Origin of the sequence: Microtetraspora glauca, assembly GCF_040656155.1 — a bacterium.
Classification (GTDB): Bacteria; Actinomycetota; Actinomycetes; order Streptosporangiales; family Streptosporangiaceae; genus Microtetraspora; species Microtetraspora glauca.
Map to the genome: position 1 here is coordinate 38,436 of NZ_JBFALK010000013.1, position 19,582 is coordinate 58,017.

Annotated in this window: 21 protein-coding genes and 1 tRNA gene; 12 read left to right on the forward strand and 10 right to left on the reverse strand. The window is 69.1% G+C overall.

Annotated features, from left to right (window positions below):
* Positions 1–306 precede the first annotated feature (306 nt).
* Together ypfJ and AB0I59_RS23110 are read left to right on the forward strand one after the other, a co-directional pair.
* Positions 307–1,164: a KPN_02809 family neutral zinc metallopeptidase gene (gene ypfJ / locus AB0I59_RS23105; protein ID WP_061256193.1), complete on the forward strand. Its 858-nt coding sequence runs from the start codon at positions 307–309 to the stop codon at positions 1,162–1,164.
* A gap of 48 nt (positions 1,165–1,212) precedes the next feature.
* Positions 1,213–1,509: a type II toxin-antitoxin system VapB family antitoxin gene (locus AB0I59_RS23110; RefSeq protein ID WP_061256192.1), complete on the forward strand. Its 297-nt coding sequence runs from the start codon at positions 1,213–1,215 to the stop codon at positions 1,507–1,509.
* A 397-nt stretch (positions 1,510–1,906) separates the two neighbouring features.
* Here the strand turns inward: AB0I59_RS23110 and AB0I59_RS23115 are convergent, their stop codons facing one another.
* The 5 genes from AB0I59_RS23115 to AB0I59_RS23135 form a co-directional block, all read right to left on the reverse strand.
* A complete protein-coding gene (locus AB0I59_RS23115; RefSeq protein WP_358135896.1) occupies positions 1,907–2,203 on the reverse strand; it encodes a hypothetical protein in 297 nt (98 codons plus the stop codon).
* Between the two features lie 755 nt (positions 2,204–2,958).
* Positions 2,959–3,046, reverse strand: a tRNA-Ser gene (locus tag AB0I59_RS23120).
* A gap of 44 nt (positions 3,047–3,090) precedes the next feature.
* Positions 3,091–3,525, reverse strand: coding sequence for a tRNA adenosine(34) deaminase TadA (gene tadA, locus AB0I59_RS23125; RefSeq protein WP_061256302.1), 435 nt, complete (start codon positions 3,523–3,525; stop codon positions 3,091–3,093).
* Positions 3,526–3,554: 29 nt separating this feature from the next.
* A complete protein-coding gene (locus tag AB0I59_RS23130) occupies positions 3,555–4,034 on the reverse strand; it encodes a tRNA adenosine deaminase-associated protein (protein ID WP_061256188.1) in 480 nt (159 codons plus the stop codon).
* A 15-nt stretch (positions 4,035–4,049) separates the two neighbouring features.
* Entirely contained in the window at positions 4,050–4,538 is a 489-nt protein-coding gene (locus AB0I59_RS23135; RefSeq protein ID WP_374462274.1) for a tRNA adenosine deaminase-associated protein, read from the reverse strand.
* Positions 4,539–4,677: 139 nt separating this feature from the next.
* Between AB0I59_RS23135 and upp the strand changes: the two genes are divergently transcribed.
* The 6 genes from upp to AB0I59_RS23165 all read left to right on the forward strand — a co-directional run bounded on the left by upp (position 4,678) and on the right by AB0I59_RS23165 (position 8,661).
* On the forward strand, positions 4,678–5,316 hold the full coding sequence (gene upp, locus AB0I59_RS23140) for a uracil phosphoribosyltransferase (protein WP_061256184.1): 639 nt from the start codon (positions 4,678–4,680) through the stop codon (positions 5,314–5,316).
* Between the two features lie 113 nt (positions 5,317–5,429).
* Positions 5,430–5,648, forward strand: a complete 219-nt coding sequence (locus AB0I59_RS23145; RefSeq protein WP_061256182.1) for a hypothetical protein — start codon at positions 5,430–5,432, stop codon at positions 5,646–5,648.
* 73 nt (positions 5,649–5,721) lie between these two features.
* On the forward strand, positions 5,722–5,898 hold the full coding sequence (locus AB0I59_RS23150; RefSeq protein WP_228641787.1) for a hypothetical protein: 177 nt from the start codon (positions 5,722–5,724) through the stop codon (positions 5,896–5,898).
* On the forward strand, positions 5,895–6,425 hold the full coding sequence (locus AB0I59_RS23155) for a PH domain-containing protein (RefSeq protein WP_061256180.1): 531 nt from the start codon (positions 5,895–5,897) through the stop codon (positions 6,423–6,425). Before AB0I59_RS23150 ends, AB0I59_RS23155 begins: the two co-directional genes overlap by 4 nt.
* Positions 6,426–6,546: 121 nt before the next feature.
* Positions 6,547–7,875 carry a helix-turn-helix domain-containing protein gene (locus AB0I59_RS23160; RefSeq protein WP_061256178.1) on the forward strand — a complete coding sequence of 443 codons (1,329 nt, stop codon included), beginning with the start codon at positions 6,547–6,549 and terminating at the stop codon, positions 7,873–7,875.
* A gap of 96 nt (positions 7,876–7,971) precedes the next feature.
* The gene (locus AB0I59_RS23165; protein WP_061256176.1) at positions 7,972–8,661 is read left to right on the forward strand and encodes a FadR/GntR family transcriptional regulator; all 690 of its coding nucleotides are present in this window, start codon (positions 7,972–7,974) and stop codon (positions 8,659–8,661) included.
* 37 nt (positions 8,662–8,698) lie between these two features.
* On the opposite strand, the gene dnaN is transcribed toward AB0I59_RS23165, so the two are convergent.
* The 3 genes from dnaN to AB0I59_RS23180 all read right to left on the reverse strand — a co-directional run bounded on the left by dnaN (position 8,699) and on the right by AB0I59_RS23180 (position 12,491).
* Positions 8,699–9,811: a DNA polymerase III subunit beta gene (gene dnaN / locus AB0I59_RS23170; protein ID WP_061256174.1), complete on the reverse strand. Its 1,113-nt coding sequence runs from the start codon at positions 9,809–9,811 to the stop codon at positions 8,699–8,701.
* Positions 9,812–10,083: 272 nt separating this feature from the next.
* Positions 10,084–10,743 carry a response regulator gene (locus tag AB0I59_RS23175; RefSeq protein ID WP_358135904.1) on the reverse strand — a complete coding sequence of 220 codons (660 nt, stop codon included), beginning with the start codon at positions 10,741–10,743 and terminating at the stop codon, positions 10,084–10,086.
* Positions 10,744–11,120: 377 nt separating this feature from the next.
* Positions 11,121–12,491 carry a histidine kinase gene (locus AB0I59_RS23180; RefSeq protein WP_358135907.1) on the reverse strand — a complete coding sequence of 457 codons (1,371 nt, stop codon included), beginning with the start codon at positions 12,489–12,491 and terminating at the stop codon, positions 11,121–11,123.
* 370 nt (positions 12,492–12,861) lie between these two features.
* Here AB0I59_RS23180 and AB0I59_RS23185 point away from each other — a divergent pair, with 370 nt between their 5' ends.
* Complete coding sequence (locus tag AB0I59_RS23185; RefSeq protein ID WP_358135910.1) at positions 12,862–14,352, forward strand: alpha/beta hydrolase family protein; 1,491 nt, start codon at positions 12,862–12,864, stop codon at positions 14,350–14,352.
* Positions 14,353–14,374: 22 nt separating this feature from the next.
* Here AB0I59_RS23185 and AB0I59_RS23190 read toward each other — a convergent pair whose 3' ends face one another.
* On the reverse strand, positions 14,375–15,031 hold the full coding sequence (locus AB0I59_RS23190; protein WP_061256165.1) for a response regulator: 657 nt from the start codon (positions 15,029–15,031) through the stop codon (positions 14,375–14,377).
* Positions 15,016–16,515 carry a sensor histidine kinase gene (locus AB0I59_RS23195; RefSeq protein ID WP_061256163.1) on the reverse strand — a complete coding sequence of 500 codons (1,500 nt, stop codon included), beginning with the start codon at positions 16,513–16,515 and terminating at the stop codon, positions 15,016–15,018. Before AB0I59_RS23195 ends, AB0I59_RS23190 begins: the two co-directional genes overlap by 16 nt.
* A gap of 156 nt (positions 16,516–16,671) precedes the next feature.
* Here AB0I59_RS23195 and AB0I59_RS23200 point away from each other — a divergent pair, with 156 nt between their 5' ends.
* The 3 genes from AB0I59_RS23200 to AB0I59_RS23210 all read left to right on the forward strand — a co-directional run bounded on the left by AB0I59_RS23200 (position 16,672) and on the right by AB0I59_RS23210 (position 19,492).
* The gene (locus AB0I59_RS23200; RefSeq protein ID WP_358135914.1) at positions 16,672–17,544 is read left to right on the forward strand and encodes an ABC transporter ATP-binding protein; all 873 of its coding nucleotides are present in this window, start codon (positions 16,672–16,674) and stop codon (positions 17,542–17,544) included.
* A 195-nt stretch (positions 17,545–17,739) separates the two neighbouring features.
* Positions 17,740–18,486: an ABC transporter permease gene (locus tag AB0I59_RS23205; protein WP_358135917.1), complete on the forward strand. Its 747-nt coding sequence runs from the start codon at positions 17,740–17,742 to the stop codon at positions 18,484–18,486.
* A gap of 220 nt (positions 18,487–18,706) precedes the next feature.
* Positions 18,707–19,492, forward strand: coding sequence for a helix-turn-helix domain-containing protein (locus AB0I59_RS23210; protein ID WP_358135920.1), 786 nt, complete (start codon positions 18,707–18,709; stop codon positions 19,490–19,492).
* Positions 19,493–19,582 lie beyond the last annotated feature (90 nt).

A 19,582-nucleotide genomic window follows, 5' to 3' on the forward strand; every position in this document is an offset into this window, starting at 1 on the left:
CCGGACCAGTTTCGGGTCTCGCTTCGCTCGCCATGACCTTCAATCGCCGCGACCTTCGCTCCCCGCACGCCTGGCGGCTCACGTGACGCGTCTCGGATCAGGAGCTGCTCGTACCGCACCCCAAGAAGCCTGCGGGTGATGACGGCGAGGCCCGGGAAGCCCACCCGCCGGCGAATTCCGCGATGATCGCCAGTCCGCCGAGGACAACCGACAAGTAGTAATGATCTCGTACATGCGGGGCATCACGGCTGTGGCTAACATCGGCATGCGCATGAGGACCACGCGCACACTGGGGAGCGTCGCGGAATGGATTTCGATGACCGGGCCGAACTCGACGCGTCACAGGTGGACGATGTCGGCTCGAGCGGCATGTCACGCGGTGGCGGGCTCGCGATCGGCGGCGGAGCGGTGGGCATCGTCGTGCTCGTCCTCGCCCTGGTCTTCGGCGTCGACCCGTCAAAGCTCCTGAGCGACGACAGCCCACCCGCGCAGACCGGGCGGTCCGGCGATCTGTCCGCCCAGTGCAAGACCGGCGCGGATGCCGACCAGTCCGAGAAGTGCCGGGTCGTCGGAGTCGTCAACAGCCTCCAGAAGTACTGGAAGGGCCAGGTCGACGGTTACCAGCAGGCCAAGACGACGTTGTTCAACGGCGCCATCCGGACCGGCTGCGGCGCCGCCGACTCCTCGGTCGGGCCCTTCTACTGCTCCGCCGACCGGCGGGTCTACCTCGACCTCGGCTTCTTCGACGAGCTGCACAGCCAGTTCGGCGCCGAGGGCGGCCCGTTCGCCCAGGCGTACGTGATCGCCCACGAGTACGGCCACCATGTGCAGAACCTTCTCGGCGACATCGCAAAAGGCACCGGCCAGGGAGCATCGAGCGGGTCCGTACGGCTTGAGCTCCAGGCCGACTGCTACGCCGGTGTCTGGGCGAAGAACGCCGTGAGCACCGGCTTCTACGCCAAGCCCTTCGACGACACCGACATCCGGCAGGCGCTCGACGCCGCCGCCGCCGTCGGGGACGACCGCATCCAGGAGAAGGCGCGGGGTCGAGTCAGCCCGGAGAACTTCACGCACGGCACGTCCGCCCAACGAATGAAATGGTTCAAGAAGGGCTACAGCACCGGCGATCCGCGCCGCTGCGACACCTTCTCCGGAGCCGTCTGACGAGATCCCGGAGGTCGAGGCGCGGCTTTCTCTCCTAGACTACGTACCGTGATCTTTAAGTTGGTCGGCGACGGACGCCCTTACCCCGAGCACGGCCTGTCGAATCGCGAATGGGCCCAGATCCCTCCGCGTCAGGTCAGGCTGGACACGCTGATCACCACGAAGGCGGTTCTGGATCTACACTCGCTCCTCGCCAAGGACTCCACGTTCTACGGCGACCTGTTCCCCCACGTGGTCCAGTGGAACGGCGACCTCTACCTTGAGGACGGCCTGCACCGGGCACTGCGCGCCGCGCTCCACCAGCGTTCCGTGCTGCACGCCCGGGTGCTCGAACTCGCACACTGACCGGCGGCCGCCGGAACCGGCACCCGCGAATACCGAACACGAAACAACCCGAAACAGCGCGATAAAGAGAGCCGCCGACCTGCTGCTGGGCTGGAAGTCCCAGCCGACCTACACCGCGGCGAGGAGTGCCGGGATCCGGCGCGTCCAGTAGGCCGCGCCCTCGAGGAGCCCCCCCTGCTCACCCTTCACAGGTGGGCAGAGGCGGTTCCGTCGTGCTTGGAAGCGCGTACCCGGCAGCAACCGCACGCCTCAGGGGTGTGGACGGTATGGCACTGACGGGTACCCCTGCGTATCTCTTCAGATGCCCTGACGCGCGCCCGCGCGTAGCGTGGGCTTGGGATCTGCCGGTCCTGGCAAGAGCACCCCGCCTTCGGGCGGGGGTGCCTTCGCGTTGTGCTCAGCGGCTACACGAGATGGTGATCGTGGCCACGTAGACGATCCCGTCGAAGTCGAGGGTCGAGCTGACCCCCTGGCATTGGATGCTGGTGAACCCTGCGGCGGCGGCCTGCGCGTAGGCGTCGGCCCGGGCCATCGTGATCGCTGGGGGCGGCTTGAGGCCGGCCCCGTTCCCCTCGAACTCCTGGGTCTCTTGGGCGCCGGCGATGGACTGGACGGCGGCCGAGGCCGGGGCGGTGGCACCGGCCAGTGCCACGATGGCCAGGACCACCCCGATCATGACTCTTCTGAGTGACATGTGCTGTCCCCTTTTTGGAGGTGTCTCTCAAAAGAGGCGTTCCATGGCGTTCCTGGCGTTCCATGGCGTTCCATGAGGGGCGGGATCTTCGTCGTATCTGGCTACTCGCCGAGCGCGATTTCCTCTGCCCGCCGCTGTGCGCGGCGGAGCGCGTCCAGTCTCAGGGATAGGGCGGCCTCCGTGCGCGTCCCGCACCTGGCAGGCGCGGAGGCCGCCCGCCCCGCCTGGTCGATGACGGCCAACCAGACCAAGCGGGGAGCCTTTCTATGTGCTCTCGTCGTCGCCGTCCGCAGATGGGGCGGCACCGTCGCCCGTGTCGGGCGGGATGCTCGCCGCGGCCGCCGGCCCGCCGGCTCGCTTTGGCCGAGTTCTGACCCGCTACGTCGTATTCGTCCCCGTCGTCCCGGAGCCGGGTCGGGTGTCTCGGCCTCCTGGGCGACGCGGTCGCCCGTGCCCATGCCGTGGCAGCCCTTCGGGGTAGCCCTCGGGTCGTCGGTCGCCGTGTGCCTCGACGAGGCCCTTGCAGATCCTGGCCGTACGCCGGTCGTAGCAGGTTTCGCCGTCGCGGGCCCCAGCGCGGGTGCCGCCTTCGCGCCAGGCGACGCGCCAGCTCTTGATACCCGCCTTGCTGATCCGTTCCTCGATGGATGCCATCGGCGTCCCGTCGGCGGAGGGGATGTCACCGCTGTGCCCCTATGGGGGTAAAAGCAAAAGAGCCGCTGACCTGTACACGCAGGTCAGCGGCTCTTTCTTGCTGGCGGTGGCGGTGGGATTTGAACCCACGGTAGGTTGCCCTACACACGCTTTCGAGGCGTGCGCCCTCGGCCACTAGGCGACGCCACCGCGGATCAGCTTACCGGACAAACACCCATGCCCGCGCATCGGTTTCAGAGCCGGCGCTCGGCGAAGAAGTCCGTCAGCACGGCGGCACACTCCGCGGCCAGGATCCCGCGCACGACCTCGGGCCGGTGGTTGAGCCGACGATCCCGCACGACGTCCCAGAGCGAACCCACGGCCCCCGCCTTGTCGTCGTCCGCGCCGTACACGATGCGATCGACACGGGACAGTACGGCGGCGCCCGCGCACATCGTGCAGGGTTCGAGGGTGACGACCAGCGTGCACCCGCTGAGCCGCCACTCGCCGCGCGCCGCGGCGGCGGAGCGAAGCGCCAGGATCTCCGCGTGGGCGGTGGGATCCCCGGCGGCCTCCCGGTCGTTGCCCGCCTCTGCCAGGATCGCGCCGTCGGCGTCCAGCACGATGGCGCCGACGGGGACATCGCCCCGCTCCCCAGCGCGTACGGCCTGCGCGAGCGCGAGCCGCATGGCCGCCTCGAACTCCGAGGACGGTCCGGTCACCGCAAGCGGTCGAGCTCGTCGGCGAAGGCCAGTCGCTCGGCGATCACGGAGAGGACGTCGGCGGGCAGGCCCTCTTCCATGCTCAGCTCGAGAAGCTCGTCGGAGCTCACCCCGAGGTCCGCGAGCAGCTCGAAGTCGCCGGCGGGCCGCACACCGAGATCGGAGGCCTCCTTGTCGACCGCGACACCGGCGAGCTCGGTGAAGATCTCGCCGAGCGGATCGGTCAGTCCGGCCTGCGCATCGGAGAGGAACACCCGCAGGTCCAGGTCGTTCTCATAGCGGACGATGGCGAACCACTCGTCCTCGACCTCGACACAGAGCAGAACGAGTTCGTCGCCTTCGAGGGCGAGCGCCTCCTGCACGGCGTCGCCCAGGTCGTCGGCGATCTCGGCGGCGCCGAGATCGACCTCGGCACCGGTCCAGCCGCCGTCGACCTTCACGAAGGCGGCGGAGAAGAGGTTGGATCTCGAGGGCATGGCCGGGCTCCGAGGTCAGCCGATGGCGGCGTCGACGGCACGTTCAAACGGCTGGGAGAAGCCCAGCCGCGCGGCGATGCTGGACAGCACCTCATCGGGAAGCAGGTCGAGGTCTCCGGAGAGCGCGCCGAGCTCCATCTCGTCGAGCCCCAGGTCGGCGAAGATCGACAGATCGCCGGCGGGTAGCACGCTGTCCAGCTCTTCCTCTTCTGGGACGGGGACATCGAGGTATTCAAGGACCTGCTGCGCGAGCGGCCAGTCCCAGGAAGCAGTGATATCTGACAGGAAAACGCTCACACGCTCACCAAAGACACGTAGCGCCACGAAGAAGTCATCCCCCACGGCGACAAGGCCAATCGTGGTGCCCATACTCGGCGTCTGGCGAAGCGCATGGATCAGCCCGTGCAGATCAGAGGTCAGTCCCACCGGCAGCATCTCGGCTTCCCAGCGGTCATCCTCGCGATAGACCACGATGGCGAAGTCCAGCGCGTCCTCGTCTGTCATCGTCATCCCCACCGATGCGGTCCCAACGTCAGGCAATCGTCCCAGAATCCGGTCCCCACCGTACGGCTTCCGCGCCAAATTGTGATCAAAACCGGCGGTGACGTTCGTCCCTATTGCGAAGGACGGTACCTTCTGTGGCATGGAAAGCCTCGTCGTTGACCATCCCCTCGTCGCCCACAAGCTGACCACGCTGCGTGACGTCCGTACGGACTCGCCGACGTTCCGCCGCCTGGCCGACGAACTGGTGACGCTCCTCGCGTACGAGGCGACCCGAGACGTCCGCATCACGGACGTGACCGTGCAGACCCCCCTCGCCCCCGCCCACGGCGTGCGGCTGGCGCGCCCGGCTCCCCTCGTCGTGCCGATCCTGCGGGCCGGCCTGGGCATGCTCGACGGCATGATGCGCCTGCTCCCCACGGCCGAGGTCGGCTTCCTCGGCATGATCCGCGACGAGTCCACGCTCCAGGCGCAGACCTACGCCACCCGCCTTCCCGAGGACCTCTCCGGCCGTCAGTGCTACGTGCTCGACCCGATGCTGGCCACGGGCGGCACGCTCGGCGCGGCGATCCAGTTCCTCTTCGACCGCGGCGCCGAGGACGTCACCGCGCTCTGCCTGCTCGCGGCGCCCGAAGGGGTGGCGTACCTGGACGAGATGTTCCAGGGCTCGGGCAAGCCGATCCGCGTGGTGACGGCGGGCATGGACGAGCGCCTCAACGAGAACGGGTACATCGTCCCGGGCCTCGGCGACGCCGGAGACCGCCTCTACGGCGTCGTCTGATTTTTCGCAGACTTTCCCGCGTCTAGTTACGTCATGTACCCGGTTGGGTACGTAGAGTAATGACGACGTGTCTTTGCGTTCCCGTTCGCCGGGACCGCTCATCAGGGGGAGTCATGAGTCAGCTTCCGCATGGCGGACGCTACGAGCTGGTCGAGGCCGCGCTCAGGGACGAGTTCGCGGGGGTTCACCCGGCCGCCACCGTGACGCGGTGTATCGAGGTCGCCCATCACGGGGCCGTCGAGGTCACCGGCCACGCATATCCCGCACTGGTGGAGCGGATCGCGCGCAAGCACCTTCAGGTTCTCGCCGTGGCCGCCGAAGGGCGCGGATAGACCGTCGACACAGAAGCCGGTTCTTCCGGTTTTACCGCTTTACCGAAGTAGGCGCCTGGGTAATCTATTGGTCATGGGAGTGGTGACGGCGGTGCAGGGCAAGAAGATTCTCAAGTGGAGCGCGATCGGGCTGGTGGCCTTCTACCTGTTGTCGAGGCCGACTGACGCAGCGCAAACCGTACAGGGAGCTGTGAACGGCGTCGTGAAGGCGGCAGACTCGATGGCACAGTTCTTCGCTCGGCTGACATGAGACTAGTGACCCACGGGGACTCCGCCCCGTCGTCGGTCAACCGTTACCTCCTCCCCCACGAACACCAGGTCATCATGGTGCGGCGCCACCCCGCCGTGCTCCTCAGGCCGGTCGCCGAGATCTTCGGCGGCCTCATCCTGGCGGGTCTGCTCAGCAAATGGCTGAGCGACGCCGGAGGCGGCGAGGCGCTCGTCATCGTCTGGTGGGCCTGGCTGTTGCTCCTCATCCGCTTCGTCTGGAAGGTCGCGGAGTGGTCGGTCGACTACTTCGTGGTCACGTCCCAGCGCATGCTCCTCACCACGGGCCTGATCACTCGCAAGGTCGCGATGATGCCACTGGCGAAAGTCACCGACATGAGCTTCCAGCGCTCACTGCTGGGCCGGATGCTCGGTTACGGAGAATTCGTCATGGAGTCGGCCGGCCAGGATCAGGCCCTCCGGTCGGTTCCCTACATCCCCTACCCGGAGACCTTGTATCTCGAGGTCTGTCAGATGATCTTCCCGAGCAAGGACGACGGGGACGACTGATGAGTCGTGAAGCTGTGATCGAACCTTCACCGCGGCGATTCCTGACCGAGGGTTACACGATTCGCTAGCTTCATGCCATTATGACGTGACCATTGACCATTTTCCCGCCCTGAGAGATCAGATGCCGAGTCAGGGAACCATCGGTGACCGCGTCCGCGGACTGCGGTTGAGCAGGCGCATGTCTCAGGCCCAGCTGGCCGGACCCGACCTTTCCGACAGTTATGTGTCGCTCATCGAGTCCGGAAAGCGGACGCCGACGCCAGTCGTGGCGCGGCTGCTCGCCGAACGGCTCGGGTGCACCACCGAGTTCCTCCTGCACGGGATCGAACCACGGCAACGCATCGACACCGAGCTGGGGCTTCGCCACGCCCAGCTCGAGCTCTTCCACGGCGATCCGGCAATTGCGGCCGACCGTTTCGGCGACATTGTCAAGGCAGCCGGCGAGGAGAACGCCATGCTCGCCGCGCACGCCCAGCTCGGTCTGGCGCGCGCGCTGGAGGCCCAGGGCCTCACCGGATCCGCGGTGGAGGCATACGAGCGGCTGCGCCGGGAGGCGACCGCGCACCCTGAGCGCCTCGCCGATCTCCCCATCACCGTGGCGCTGTGCCGCTGCTACCAGAGGGCGGGCGACATGCTGCGCGCTCAGGATCTGGGCGCGCTGGCGCTGTCGCAGGTGGAACCACTCGGCATCAACCAGGGCGATCTGGCGATGGAGCTCGCCGACGCGCTCGCCGAGACGGAGACCGGCCTTCCCTATGTCGAGCGCGTCCTGGCCGCGCATGAGACCCACGAGTGCGCCGACCGCAGCGACGAGGTGATGGCTCTCTGGCAGGCCAGCGTCACCGCCTCCGAGGGTGAGGACTCGGCCCTCGCCGTACAGCTCGCGGAGGACGCGATCGCGACCGGAAGGTCCGGACGGCTGGCGCTCCGCTTCGCCCGTATCGCGATGAACTGGGCGAGGGCCACCACGGCGGGCCCAGTGGACGCCGATTTGGACCGAGCCAACGAGTTCGCCACGTCCGCGACGACGATCTTCGCCGGTTTCCCCGGCCGGGTGCTGGAGCACGCACGCAGCCTTATCGTGTTGTCCCATGTGCGCTTCCGCTCGGGTGACACGGAGACGGCGTCGGATTTCGCGGCCCGCGCGCTCAACCTTCTGAGCGGGGTACGGGGGACGGTGCCGGCCACGGCCCATCTGGTGCTGGCCGAGATCGCATTGGCACGCTCCCAGGACGCCCTTCCTGCCCTCCGGCAGGCTCAGGAGTTGCTGGAGTCCGTGAGTGCGGGCATCGACCGGGAGACCGCTCGCGCCTGGCGCCAGCTGGGCGACCTCTGGGGCCAGGCCGGTTCTGGCGACGAGCAGGCCAGGGCGTATCGTAGAGCCCTTGAAGCCGTCGGAGTCCGCGCCAACATGCCCGGATCAACCGCATCGGCGGCACTCGTTCGATAAGTCTCCCCTGAGCTCGCGACTCGTTCGGGGGCTCTGGAATAATTAGGGTCGACCGGTCATTGACTCATGGGATGACTGTCCCCCGAGGAGGCGGATGTGAGCCTGCGTACTGCGCAACGGGCATCACTGGTCGACCAGGTGATCGATCAGCTCAAGGAGCAGATCACCTCTGGGGCCTGGCAGATGAACGCCAAGATCCCCACCGAGACCGTACTGGCGGAGCACCTCGGCGTCGGACGGAACACGGTGCGCGAGGCGGTCAGAGCCCTTACCCATGCCGGGCTGCTCGAGTGCCGTCAGGGCGACGGCACCTACGTCCGGGCCACGAGCGAGCTGTCCGGCGCCATGGCCCGGCGGCTGCGTGCCGCCGAGCAGCTGGAGATCCTGGAAGTGCGGCGGGCGTTCGAGGTGGAGGCCGCCCGCCTCGCGGCGACCAGGCGCACGGCCGCGGACATCGAGGCGATCGAGAAGGCCCTCGCCAAGCGTGAGGAGACCTGGGCCGGCGGGCACGTCGACGCGTTCGTGGAGGCCGACCTGGCCTTCCACATCGCGGTCGTCCAGGCGACGCACAACCAGGTGCTGATGGACCTGTACGGCGACTTCGCGGCGGCGCTGCGCGCCAGCATCGCGGCGGCGGGCGGCTCGCTCAAGCAGAACTACATCCCTCACGACGCCATCGTCCGCGCGATCGCGGCCGGAGACGCCGCGGCGGCCGAGCGGGCGGGTCACGCCTGTATCGAGCACATCCTGATCGCGCTCACCGACTCACAGGACCTCGCGGGCTGACGCCCGGACCTCGCGGGATGCCCCCGGGCCGGGGGCATCAGCCCTGACGCAGCGACATCACCAGGTAGCGGAAGTCGGGATCGTCGCCCTCGTTGGAGATGAGCGCCGGCCGGGTGGGCGAGTCCATGCTGATGCGGGCGTGCTCCGTCTCCACCCCGGCCAGGCCGTCGAGCAGGAAGTGCGGCTGGAACGCGATCTGGATGTCGTCTCCCGTGAACTGGGCGTCCACGACCTCCGCACCACGGCCGATGTCACCCCCACCCGCCTGGATGAGGCACCTGCCGTCGGCCGAACCTCCCTCGCCCGCGGAGAAGGAGAGCCGGATCGCCGTGTTCCGCTCGGCCACCAGGGCCACCCGCTTGATCGCCTCGATGAAGGGCGCGACCCGCACCTCCGCGTGCATGGTCCAGTCGCTGGTGAGCCGGGAGCGGTAGTCGATGAACTGCTCGTCGAGCAGCCGGACCGTGGTCGTGCGCCCCTGACTCTCGAACCCCGCGACGCTGTCGCCCAGACCGATGGACACCTCGCCGCCCCGCAGCGAGCGGGCGACGTCGACCAGCACCCTGGCGGGCACCACCGCGGCGTGTTGTTCTCCGTCCCGGGCGGGATGCCAGAGGAAGTCGCGCCCCGCGATGCGATAGCGGTCGGTGGCGGCCATGGACACCGTGACACCGTCGACGTCGATGCGGATGCCGGTGAGCATGGGGAGCGTCTCGTCCCGGCTCGACGCGGCGGCGACCTGGCCGATCGCGGTGGCGAACACACCCCCGCCGACCGCCCCGATCTTCGGCGGCATCACGGGCAGAGACGGGAAATCCTCGGCAGGCATGGTGATCAGGCCGAACTCGGCGCTGCCACAGGTCAGCAGGGCCTCGGCGCCGTCGAGGGCGATCTGCACGGGCTCGTTGGGCAGGCTCCTGGTGATCTCCGCGAGCACCTTGCCCGGGATCAGCGCTCGGCCGGGCTCGGCCACGTCGGCCTCGATCACCGCTTGGGCCGAGACCTCATAGTCGAACGCGGAGATCCGCAGGCCGTCCCCCGCCTCCAGCAGCAGACCCGAGAGCACCGGCACGGCCGGGCGCCCGGGCAGGACACGGGCCGCCCACGCCACCGCGTCGGCGAGGACATCACGGTTCACCTGAAACTTCACGGGACCTCCTGTGCACGCCGTACCTGCCTGGTAAAGGTACCGGGCGGCACCGACAGAACGCCTCCCACTGATGCTTTCCGGTGATGCTTTCCAGCAAGGGCGGATCCTGCGGATCTCCGCCGCGGCGTCGGCACCGGCTGGGCGATCACGCCAGGCCGGGCGACCGTGGCAAGCCGGGCCACCGTGGCAAGCCGAGCCGATCTCCTCATCGTCTTCCAGATGCTCGGCGCGAAGCTGCCGCCGAAACCTATGGCAGGCGGGGCGATACGCCCCTAGCGGTTTCCCGGCTGCAGAAGGCCGGACTCGTACGCGACGACGACGGCCTGGACCCGGTCGCGCAGACCCAGTTTCGTGAGCACGTTGCTGACGTGTGTCTTGACCGTGTGCTCGCTGACCACCAGTTCGGCGGCGATCTCGGCGTTGGAGAGGCCGCGCCCGAGGAGGAGCAGCGTCTCCCGCTCACGCTCGGTGAGAACGTCGAGTCCCACCGGTGACACCGCGGGACGTCTCCTGCTGCGCACCATGTCGTCGATCAGCCTGCGGGTCACCGCCGGGGCCAGAAGGGAATCGCCCGCCGCCACCACGCGTACCGCGTGCACGAGGTCGTCCCTGCGGACGTCCTTGAGGAGGAAGCCGCTCGCCCCCGCGTGCAGGGCGTCGTAGACATAGTCGTCCTGGTCGAAGGTGGTCAGCATGAGGACCTTCGTGCCGGTCTCGCCGCAGACCACGCGGGCGGCCTCGATGCCGTCCATGCGGGGCATGCGGATGTCGAGCAGCAGTACATCGGGCCGGTGACGGCGGACCGCCTCGATCGCCTCGGCTCCGTCACCCGCCTCCGCGACCACGGACATGTCTGGTTGGGAGTCGAGGATCATGGCGAAGCCGCTGCGAACCAGTTCCTGGTCGTCGGCCACCACAAGGTTGATGGTCACGTGGTCACCTTGCCAGAATCCCACCCAAACCGGGCAACACGGGAACTACCCGGACGGGCTCCCTCCTGCCCGTTCATTCCGCCCATCTGCCCGACCGCCTGCTTCCTCTGGCCCGTTCCTTCCGCCATCTGCTCTCTCCTGCCCACTTCCTCCTCCCCTCTGCTTCTTCTTTGTGTGCTCCTGCCGCGCTCACTTCTTACGTGTTACGTGTCTGCTTCTTCTGAGCGCCCGTTTCCTCCGTGGCCGCTACCTCCGCCCGCCTCTTCCGTGACCGTTTGCTCCGCCCGCCTGCCGCCGCTTCCGTGGGCACTTCCCCAGGCTGGTTTCAGGGCTGCGGGCTCCTGCGTGGCGCCTACTCGAGCTTCTACGCGGGAGTCTTACGCGCTTGCGAGGGGAAGCCGTACGGACACCTGGAAGCCGCGTTCGCGGCCGGGTGGGGTACCGAAAGTGGCGATGCCGCCGCAGGCCGCAGCCCGCTCCCTGATCCCGATCAGCCCGTTACCACCGGAGAATCCCGGCCCGCGCAGATCAGTGCCCCGCTGAACGTCGGACCCGCCCGAGAGGTCGGTGCCGCGCGGGTCGGTGCCGCGCGGATCCGTGCCCCGCTGGACGCCGAATTCACCCGAGAGGTCGGTGTCGCGTTGATCTGCGCGGCGCAGGTCAGTGCCGCGTAGACGCGTGCGGCGTAGGAAGTCGGCGCCGCGCGACTCGGGGCTGCCCGGCCCGCCGCGGCCACGCTCGCGGGTGCTCGGAGCGGCGCCTCTACCGTCGTCGGTGACGGTGATGACCAGGGCGTCCTCCGACCAGTCGAGCCTGACCTCCGCCTCGGTGGCGGCGGCGTGCTTGACCATGTTGGTGAGGCATTCCTGGACGATCCGATAGGCGGCGATCTCCGCGTCCGGAGACAGGGCGAGCGGCTCCCCCGCGGTCGTCAGCGACACCCGTGGCCCCGTCTCGCCAACTCTGCCGACCAGCTCGGGAATCCGGTCGAGCGTCGGCTGGGGGTCCCTGGGTCCCTCGGTCTCCTTCAACAGGCCGAGCATCCGGCGGAGCTGCGCCATCGCCTCCCTGCCCGCCGCGCCGATCGCGTCGAAGGCGGCCTCCGCCCGGTCCGGATTGGTCCGTACGGCGACCGGGCCGGCCTCGGCCTGTACGACCATGATGCTGACCGCGTGGGCGAGGATGTCGTGCATGTCCCGGGCGATCCTGGCCCGCTCACGTTCGGCGGCGCGCTCCGCCTCGATCTCGCGCTCGCGTTCCAGCTGGGCGGCCCGGTCCTCCAAGACTTTCGTGTACGTCTGGTGCACGGCTACCGCCCGGCCGAGGGCGTAGGCGGCGGCCCATGTCAGCAGGCCGCGGACCAGGGTGGGGACCGAGCCGACCGTGACGGCCACACCCGGCACCATGGCCAGGATGATCAACAGGCGCTGCCAGCGCGGCGCGAGTTGGGCGACCGTGTACGTGGCGACGAGCTGGCCGTACCAGAGAGGCTGCGCGGGGATGTCCGGATCGTTGAGCGAGTACGCGGCGGTCGCCATGAGGATCGCCAGAAGCACGGCGAAGGGGTATCTACGGCGCACGATCAGCGGCAGCGCGGTGCCTACTACCGGGAGGTACTCGAGGACCGTCCACGGCTCCGGGCCGGCCATCCGCCTCGTGTAGAAGAACGGGACCGACTGGGCGGCGAGCACCACAGCCGTCAGTACGGCGTCGACCCCGAGTGGAGGAAGCGCCCGAAGTCGCACCATAAGTGACATAGCGCCCAAGTATTGCGGGCGTACCACGCGGATCCCTCCCTCGCGCGAGGGATCTCCTTCCGGGAGGCATCCGTCACGTTACGGAGCGGGAAGACCGCTCGCACCGGCGATCTCACGGAGTGCCTCGCCGGGAAACCATGAGGACATCGCGTTCCGCAACGCGACGGGCGACGCCATGAACGACGCGACGGGCGATGTGATGGACGACTCCTCCATGTCGCCCTCTGTCGCCCGAAGTCCCCGAAGTCCCCGAAGTCGCTTCACCTTGCCCTAAGACACCCGATGTCACCCGATGTCACCCGATGTCACTTCACGTCGCGCACATGGCCTTTCCCGATGTCTCGCATCCCCGGAGCAGCCCTTGAAGATCACACTTGGCGCCGCGTACCTCACGCTGGCCCTCGCCGCCGCTGCGCCCGCCGTGATGGTCCCCGCCACCGCCGCACAGGCCGCCGCCGCGAAGATCTCGAACACGGCCGCCACAAAGACCGCCGTCGCGGACGCCGGCGCCACCACGACGGCCACGACAACCACGAGGGCCACGACAACCACGAGGGCCACGACAACAGGCGCGGCCGGGCTCAAGACCGCTGACGTGAGCTTCCGCACGAGCGACGGGCAGACGCTCGGCGGGCGGATCTTCGAACCCGCGCACGCCACCGGCAGGCTGCCCGGCCTGCTCCTCGTCCACGGGTCGGGCCAGGGCAACCGGTGGAGCGAGCTCCAGAAGGAGGCCGAGGAGTTCGCCAAGCAGGGCATGGTGGTGCTGGCGCCGGACAAGCGGAGCGTCGGCTACTCCAAGATGAAGCGGGACTACTCCCAGCTCGCCGACGACGCGCTGAAGGCCTTCGCCGTCCTACGGGACCGTCCCGAGGTGGACCCGGCGAAGGCCGGCATCTGGGGCCTCAGCGAAGGCGGTTGGGTGGCGCCGCTCGCCGTCACCCGTGCCTCGGACATCAAGTTCATGATCACGGTGGGCGGGCCCGGCTTGGAGCCGCTGCGCACTCAGGCGTGGAACATGACCAACAAGGTGGACAGGGCCGGTATCCGGGGCTCGGTCCAGGACCTGCTCAACAGGAACTTCTACCGTTTCGGTGCGGATGCCGGGCTGTTCCCCGAGGCTCACTACGACCCCATACCGACGCTGAAGAAGATCCGACAGCCGGTGCTCGCCCTGTGGGGAGCCGAGGACGACCAGGTCCCCCCGGCGGAGAGTGCGGAGATCTTTCGCGCGACGATTCCGGGAAGTGTGACGATCAGGTTCTTCCCCGGCGCCCCGCACGCGCTGTGGGCCGGGGGACGTGAGGGGGCCGACGAGCTGGTGCCCGGCTACGCCGAGACCGTGGGGTCCTGGGTCCGCGACGTCACCGGCGGACACCTCCCGGCGTCGAGCGCCGACCCGCTGCCCGCGCAGCCGGCCAGGAGCGTGCCGCTCCCGGAGTCGGCGTGGTGGGAGGGCTGGCAGGCCCAGCTCCTCGTGCTGGTGCTGCTGGTCGCGGCGTTCATGACCTATCCGGTGGCCGCTCTGGTCCGTCGCCGCCGGGGTGGCGCCGGCGGTTCCTGGCCCGCCCGGATCCTCGCGGCGTCCGGTCTCGTCGGCGTACCCCTCTTCATTTACTCGGTCGTGTCGATGTTCGGTTCCGCCAACGGCCACGGCATCGACCTCGGCCCGCTGCTCGCCGGTCGGCCGATCCTGTGGCTGGTCGTGCAGTTCCTGGCCTTCACGACCCTCGTCACGACCGCGGTCGCGGCCACGCAGTGGCGTACGGCGCGGCTCCGCGAGCGGGTACTGATCGCCGGGGGCGTCCTGTTCGTCCCCTGGGCGCTCTACTGGGGCCTGCTGCTCCCCTGACCCATCTTTGCGAACAGGCTCCTCAGGGGGCCTGTTTGCCGTTCAGGAAGGTGAGTACGGCGAGCACGCGACGGTTGTCGTCATCGGAGGGCGCCAGTTCCAGCTTGGTGAAGATGTTCGCGGTGTGCTTGCCCACCGCGCTGTCGCTGAGGAACAACCGCTGCCCGATGGCGGCGTTGGACCGGCCTTCGGCCATCAGTTCCAGGACCTCGCGCTCGCGGGGGGTGAGCCGGCCGACGGGCTCGCTCCGCGCGTTGCTGGCCAGCAGCTTGGCGATCACCTCTGGGTCCATGGCCGTGCCCCCGTCGGCCACCCGGCGCACCGCGTCGATGAACTGGCCCGCGTTGAAGACCCGGTCCTTGAGGAGATAGCCGACGCCGCCGGAGCCGTCGGCCAGCAGCTCCCTGGCGTACAGCTGCTCGACGTGCTGGGAGAGGACGAGCACGGGCAGGCCGGGGATCTCGCGGCGCGCGGCCAGCGCGGCCTGCAACCCCTCGTCGGTGAAGGTCGGCGGGAGCCGCACGTCCACGACGGCCACATCGGGGCGCTCCCGCAGCATGGCGGTCAGCAGCTCCGGGCCGGACTCGACGGCCGCGACCACCTCGAACCCATGGGCATGGAGCAGGGCGACCAGCCCTTCCCTGAGGAGATGGAGATCTTCGGCTATGACGACGCGCACGCGTCCACCTTGGCACGCTTGGCCTGGTTTGCGAGAGTCACCCCGGTCGCCAGCATGACGCCGCCCAGGCAGATCATCCCGATGATCACCGGCCACTGGAGCGGCTCGGGCAGGTAGAGCGCGAGGAACCAGGACCTTTCCGGGCTGCCGACCAGCTTCATGACCATCGCGACGAGTCCCTGCGGGAACAGCGGCAGCCAGCACAACCCCCAGCACAGCCCGAGGATCGTCCGCTTCCACCTCGGAAGCGACGGGATCGTCTCCTCCAGCGCGCGGGTCAGCTCGAAGGCCGCCGTGGTCGGGCCGCCGACCGGGCTGTTCACCGCCAGCACGCCGTCGAACGCCGCGAGTCTGCGCTCGATCCCCCGCAGCCCGGTTCCCCGCTCGGGGTCGGCCCCGCCCCTGCCGTCGTCCGTCACGGTGACGCGCAGGGCCGTTCCCTGGTGGCTGATGTCGATCCACACCTCGGTCGCGTCGCCGTGCCGTACGGCGTTGGTGAGCAGCTCACTGACCGCGAAGTACGCGGCGGACTCCACCGGAGCGTCCGGACGGTTGGGCAGATCGACGGTCACATGTGACGTGAGCGGGGTGTCCAGGGCGAGCGCGCGTACGGCGTCGCCCAGCCCACGCTCGGCGAGAACCGGAGGGTGGATGCCCCGCACGACCTGGCGGAGCTCACGCAACGCGGTGGCCGACGCCTCGCTCGCCTTGGCGAGCAGCGCCTTGGCGGCGGCGGGATCGGAATCGATGAGCTGCTCGGCTGCGCCGATCGTCATGCCGATCGCGACCAGCCGCGCCTGTGCGCCGTCGTGGAGGTCGCGCTCGATCCTGCGCAGCTCGGCCGCCTGCGAGTCGACCGCGTCGATCCGTGTCCTGGCGAGGTGGCTGACCCGCTGGGCGAGCCTGGCCTTCTCGGTCGGCGCGAGCAGGGCGTGCGCGATCTGCCCGTGGACGTGCACGCTCCAGGGGGCGACCGCAGGGGCGGTGACCAGCGCGACGACGAGAGGAAGGAGACCGGCCAGGTTGCCGTCCACCAACTGGGGGACCCCGGTCACGGCCAGCAGCAAAGGGATGCCCACGATCAGGCCGGAGCTCCACGGACTCACCATGAGGTAGGCGAAGTCGCGCCAGGTCGCGGGATCGTTCACGAGCCAGCTGAGCCGCCGGTTGAACGCCGGCACGCGGGGGGTCTTGTACAGGTTGCGACCTTCGCGGTACCAGCCGTCCCGCTGCCGCTGCGGGGGCGGCGGCGCCGGCCGGTAGGGCTCGTCGATCGTCACGCCCGACCACTCGGCGGCGAGCCGTCGCTGGAGTCGCGTCGTCGCTCGCGTCAGCCGCACCGCCGGGGAGAACACGAACACCAAGCCGATCAGGAAGCTGAGCGCGATGGCCACCAGCATCACGAGACCCACGAGCTGTCCGAGGACTGCCATGCCCAGGAGCCCCGCTCCGCGGGCCAGCGCCGTCAAAGTGCGTCGGTTCATGCACTTCAGTGTGTACGCAGGACACGGACGCCGGGAGTGGTCCGAGACGCCTTGTCAGGGTGGGCCTAGGTACACCCTCCCCCGGAGGGAAAGTCCATCCGGGTCGGGCACTTGGCCGCATTCCGCGCAGATCACGGCAGTTTTAGCTTGTTGTGCATGGCAATCATCTCCGTCCACAACCTCCGCAAGACGTACGGCGAGAAGGTCGCGGTCGACGACGTGTCGTTCTCGGTCGAGGAGGGCGAGATCTTCGGGATCGTCGGCCGGAACGGCGCGGGCAAGACGACCACCGTGGAATGCGTCGCCGGGCTGCGCACCCCCTCGGGCGGGACGATCGAGTACGGCACCGCCATCCGCGATCTCAAGGAGCAGATCGGTGTCCAGCTCCAGGACTGCTCGCTGCCGGACAAGCTGAAGGTCGGGGAGGCGCTGGCGCTGTACGCCTCGTTCTACTCCCGGCCCGCTGACTGGCGGGCACTGCTCGCCGAGGTCGGTCTCGATCCGGGTGCGGCCTTCGCCAAACTATCGGGCGGCCAGCGCCAGCGGCTGTCCATCGCGCTCGCCCTGGTCGGCAACCCGCGGGTCGCGATTCTCGACGAGCTCACCACCGGCCTGGACCCCCAGGCTCGCAGGGACACCTGGGAGCTGATCTCCCGCGTTCGTGAGATGGGCGTGACCGTGTTGCTGGTCACGCACTTCATGGAGGAGGTCGAGCGGCTGTGCGACCGCGTCGCGGTGATCTCCTCGGGGCGCGTCCTGGCGGTGGACACCCCTGACGGGTTGATCGCGCGAGCGGGCGGCGAGCAGCGGATCGTCTTGACGTCCACGGCCCAGGTCACGGCGCTCACGGCGTTGCCCCAGGTCACCGGCGTCCACCGGGACGGTGACGAGGTCATCGTCACCGGAACGGGCGATCTGCTCGCCGCGGTGGTCGGCGCGCTCCCCCCGGACCAGCTCGCCGGTCTGCGCACCGAGCGGATCACGTTCGACGACGCGTTCCTCGCGCTCACCGGCCACGCCCCCGGGTGAGGAGCTCGTCCCGCCGCCCGGCTCCGAACACCGAAGCCGCTCCGGAGCCGGCTCCCCACGCCGGCGACCGTCACCGCCGGACCCGGCTTCCCACGCCGGCGACCGTCACCGCCGGACCCGGCTTCCCACGCCGGCGACCGTCACCGCCGGACCCGGCTTTCCTCACATCCTCACCGTGACTCCTGGAGAACCCCGATGCTGGTCCAGAAGCAACTGATCCTCACCGAGTCGAAGCTGTTCCTCCGCGAACCGGCCGCGGTGTTCTTCGCGACCGTCCTTCCCGCCACACTGCTGCTGGTGCTGGGCGGTTCCATCCCCGGCTTCCGCGACGCCGATCCGTCGATGGGAGGCGAGCGGGTCATCGACACACAGCTTCCCGGGATGATGGTCCTGCTCTCCGTCGTGACGCTGGCGCTGAGCACGCTTCCCTCGGCGCTGGTCGCCTACCGGGAGAAAGGCGTGCTGCGGCGGATGTCCACCACGCCGGTCCGGCCCAGCGCCCTGCTGGTCGCGCAGATCGTGATCAACGCGGTCGTCGCCGTGCTGAGCACGGCCCTGACGCTGTCGCTCGGCCACATCGTGCTCGGCGTGCCGATCCCCCGGCAGCTCGCCGCGTTCGCCGGTGTGTTCCTGCTCGGTTCGGTCGCCATGTTCGCCGTCGGGCTGTGTCTGGCCGCCGTGTCGCCGAACTCGCGGGTCGTCCAGGGGGCGGGGGCCGCGGTGATGTTCCCCCTGCTGTTCCTCGGGGGCATGTGGCTTCCGCGCGAGCTCATGCCGTCCGCGCTGCGCGTGGTCAGCGACATCACGCCGACGGGGGCGTTCGGCCAGGCGCTGCGGGACACGATGGCGGGGCACGCGCCCGCGCTGTCGCACCTCGCGATCCTCCTCGGCTGGACGTTGGTCGCGGGGTTCGCCGCCACCCGCATGTTCCGCTGGGAATGACGGCCGTCCCGCCTACCGGACCGATCGCATCCCGCTTACCGGACCGATCGTTCCGCGTTCCTCATCGGCCGGCCTCAACCGAGGCCGGCTTCGCCGTCGGCCACGACCCGGTCCCGGACCTCCGGCCACGACCCGGTCCCGCACGCGCCGTCACCGTCGCACGCTCTCCATGACCTCCGAGGGAATCGCGGCCGTTCACCGGCGGGCATACTGTCGGGGCGTGACCACAGCCCCGATCTACCGGCGACCGGTCGGCGAACTGCTCCGCCAGTGGCGCGAGTACCGCCGGTTGAGCCAGCTCGACCTCTCGATCCAGGCCGAGATCTCCACCCGGCATGTGAGCTTCCTGGAGACGGGACGGTCCAAGCCCAGCCGCGACATGATCCTTCATCTCTCCGAGCATCTCGACATCCCGCTCCGTGAACGCAACCACCTGCTGCTCGCGGCCGGATACGCCCCGGTCTATTCGGAGTCGACCCTGGCGTCGCCACAGATGGTCGCCGTACGCGAGGCGATCGGGAAGCTGCTCGCCGGGCACGAGCCGTACCCCGCGGTGGTGGTGGACCGGGGGTGGAACCTGGTGGACGCCAACGCCGGCATCGCCCAGCTCGCGGAGGGGATCTCCCCCGACCTGCTGGCCAACGTGCTGCGCGCCAGCCTGCACCCCGACGGGCTCGCACCCAGGATCGCCAACCTGGGCGAGTGGCGGGCACACCTTCTCGGGCGGCTCAAGCGGCAGATCGGCCTCACCGGAGACTCCGGGCTGGCCGAGCTGTACGCGGAGCTACGGGGCTATCCCTGCGATCAGCCGGAGCCCGAGGTGGAGGTGCCGGGGCCGGGCGACATCCTCGTGCCACTCCGGTTGCGGCAGGCGGACCGCGAGTTGTCGTTCTTCAGCGTCATGGCCACGTTCGGGACGCCGCTGGACATCACCGTCGCCGAGCTGATGATCGAGTCGTTCTTCCCCGCCGACGAGGAGACCTCCCGATTCCTCCGGGGCGCCTGACCAGTCGGCCTGTGGTGAACCGGTCCGGCCCTTATTGGGCACGCGGGTGACCGGCACCCGCCTCCGCGCTCGGGAGCAGGAAGCAGACGC

Excerpts from the sequence above, each read along its gene's own strand:
- ypfJ (WP_061256193.1), top strand. The coding sequence starts at position 307 with ATGGATTTCGATGACCGGGCCGAACTCGACGCGTCACAGGTGGACGAT.
- AB0I59_RS23115 (WP_358135896.1), bottom strand. The coding sequence starts at position 2,203 with ATGTCACTCAGAAGAGTCATGATCGGGGTGGTCCTGGCCATCGTGGCA.
- tadA (WP_061256302.1), bottom strand. The coding sequence starts at position 3,525 with ATGCGGCTCGCGCTCGCGCAGGCCGTACGCGCTGGGGAGCGGGGCGAT.
- AB0I59_RS23130 (WP_061256188.1), bottom strand. The coding sequence starts at position 4,034 with ATGCCCTCGAGATCCAACCTCTTCTCCGCCGCCTTCGTGAAGGTCGAC.
- AB0I59_RS23135 (WP_374462274.1), bottom strand. The coding sequence starts at position 4,538 with ATGACAGACGAGGACGCGCTGGACTTCGCCATCGTGGTCTATCGCGAG.
- upp (WP_061256184.1), top strand. The coding sequence starts at position 4,678 with ATGGAAAGCCTCGTCGTTGACCATCCCCTCGTCGCCCACAAGCTGACC.
- AB0I59_RS23145 (WP_061256182.1), top strand. The coding sequence starts at position 5,430 with ATGAGTCAGCTTCCGCATGGCGGACGCTACGAGCTGGTCGAGGCCGCG.
- AB0I59_RS23150 (WP_228641787.1), top strand. The coding sequence starts at position 5,722 with ATGGGAGTGGTGACGGCGGTGCAGGGCAAGAAGATTCTCAAGTGGAGC.
- AB0I59_RS23155 (WP_061256180.1), top strand. The coding sequence starts at position 5,895 with ATGAGACTAGTGACCCACGGGGACTCCGCCCCGTCGTCGGTCAACCGT.
- AB0I59_RS23160 (WP_061256178.1), top strand. The coding sequence starts at position 6,547 with ATGCCGAGTCAGGGAACCATCGGTGACCGCGTCCGCGGACTGCGGTTG.
- AB0I59_RS23180 (WP_358135907.1), bottom strand. The coding sequence starts at position 12,491 with ATGGTGCGACTTCGGGCGCTTCCTCCACTCGGGGTCGACGCCGTACTG.
- AB0I59_RS23195 (WP_061256163.1), bottom strand. The coding sequence starts at position 16,515 with ATGAACCGACGCACTTTGACGGCGCTGGCCCGCGGAGCGGGGCTCCTG.
- AB0I59_RS23200 (WP_358135914.1), top strand. The coding sequence starts at position 16,672 with ATGGCAATCATCTCCGTCCACAACCTCCGCAAGACGTACGGCGAGAAG.
- AB0I59_RS23205 (WP_358135917.1), top strand. The coding sequence starts at position 17,740 with ATGCTGGTCCAGAAGCAACTGATCCTCACCGAGTCGAAGCTGTTCCTC.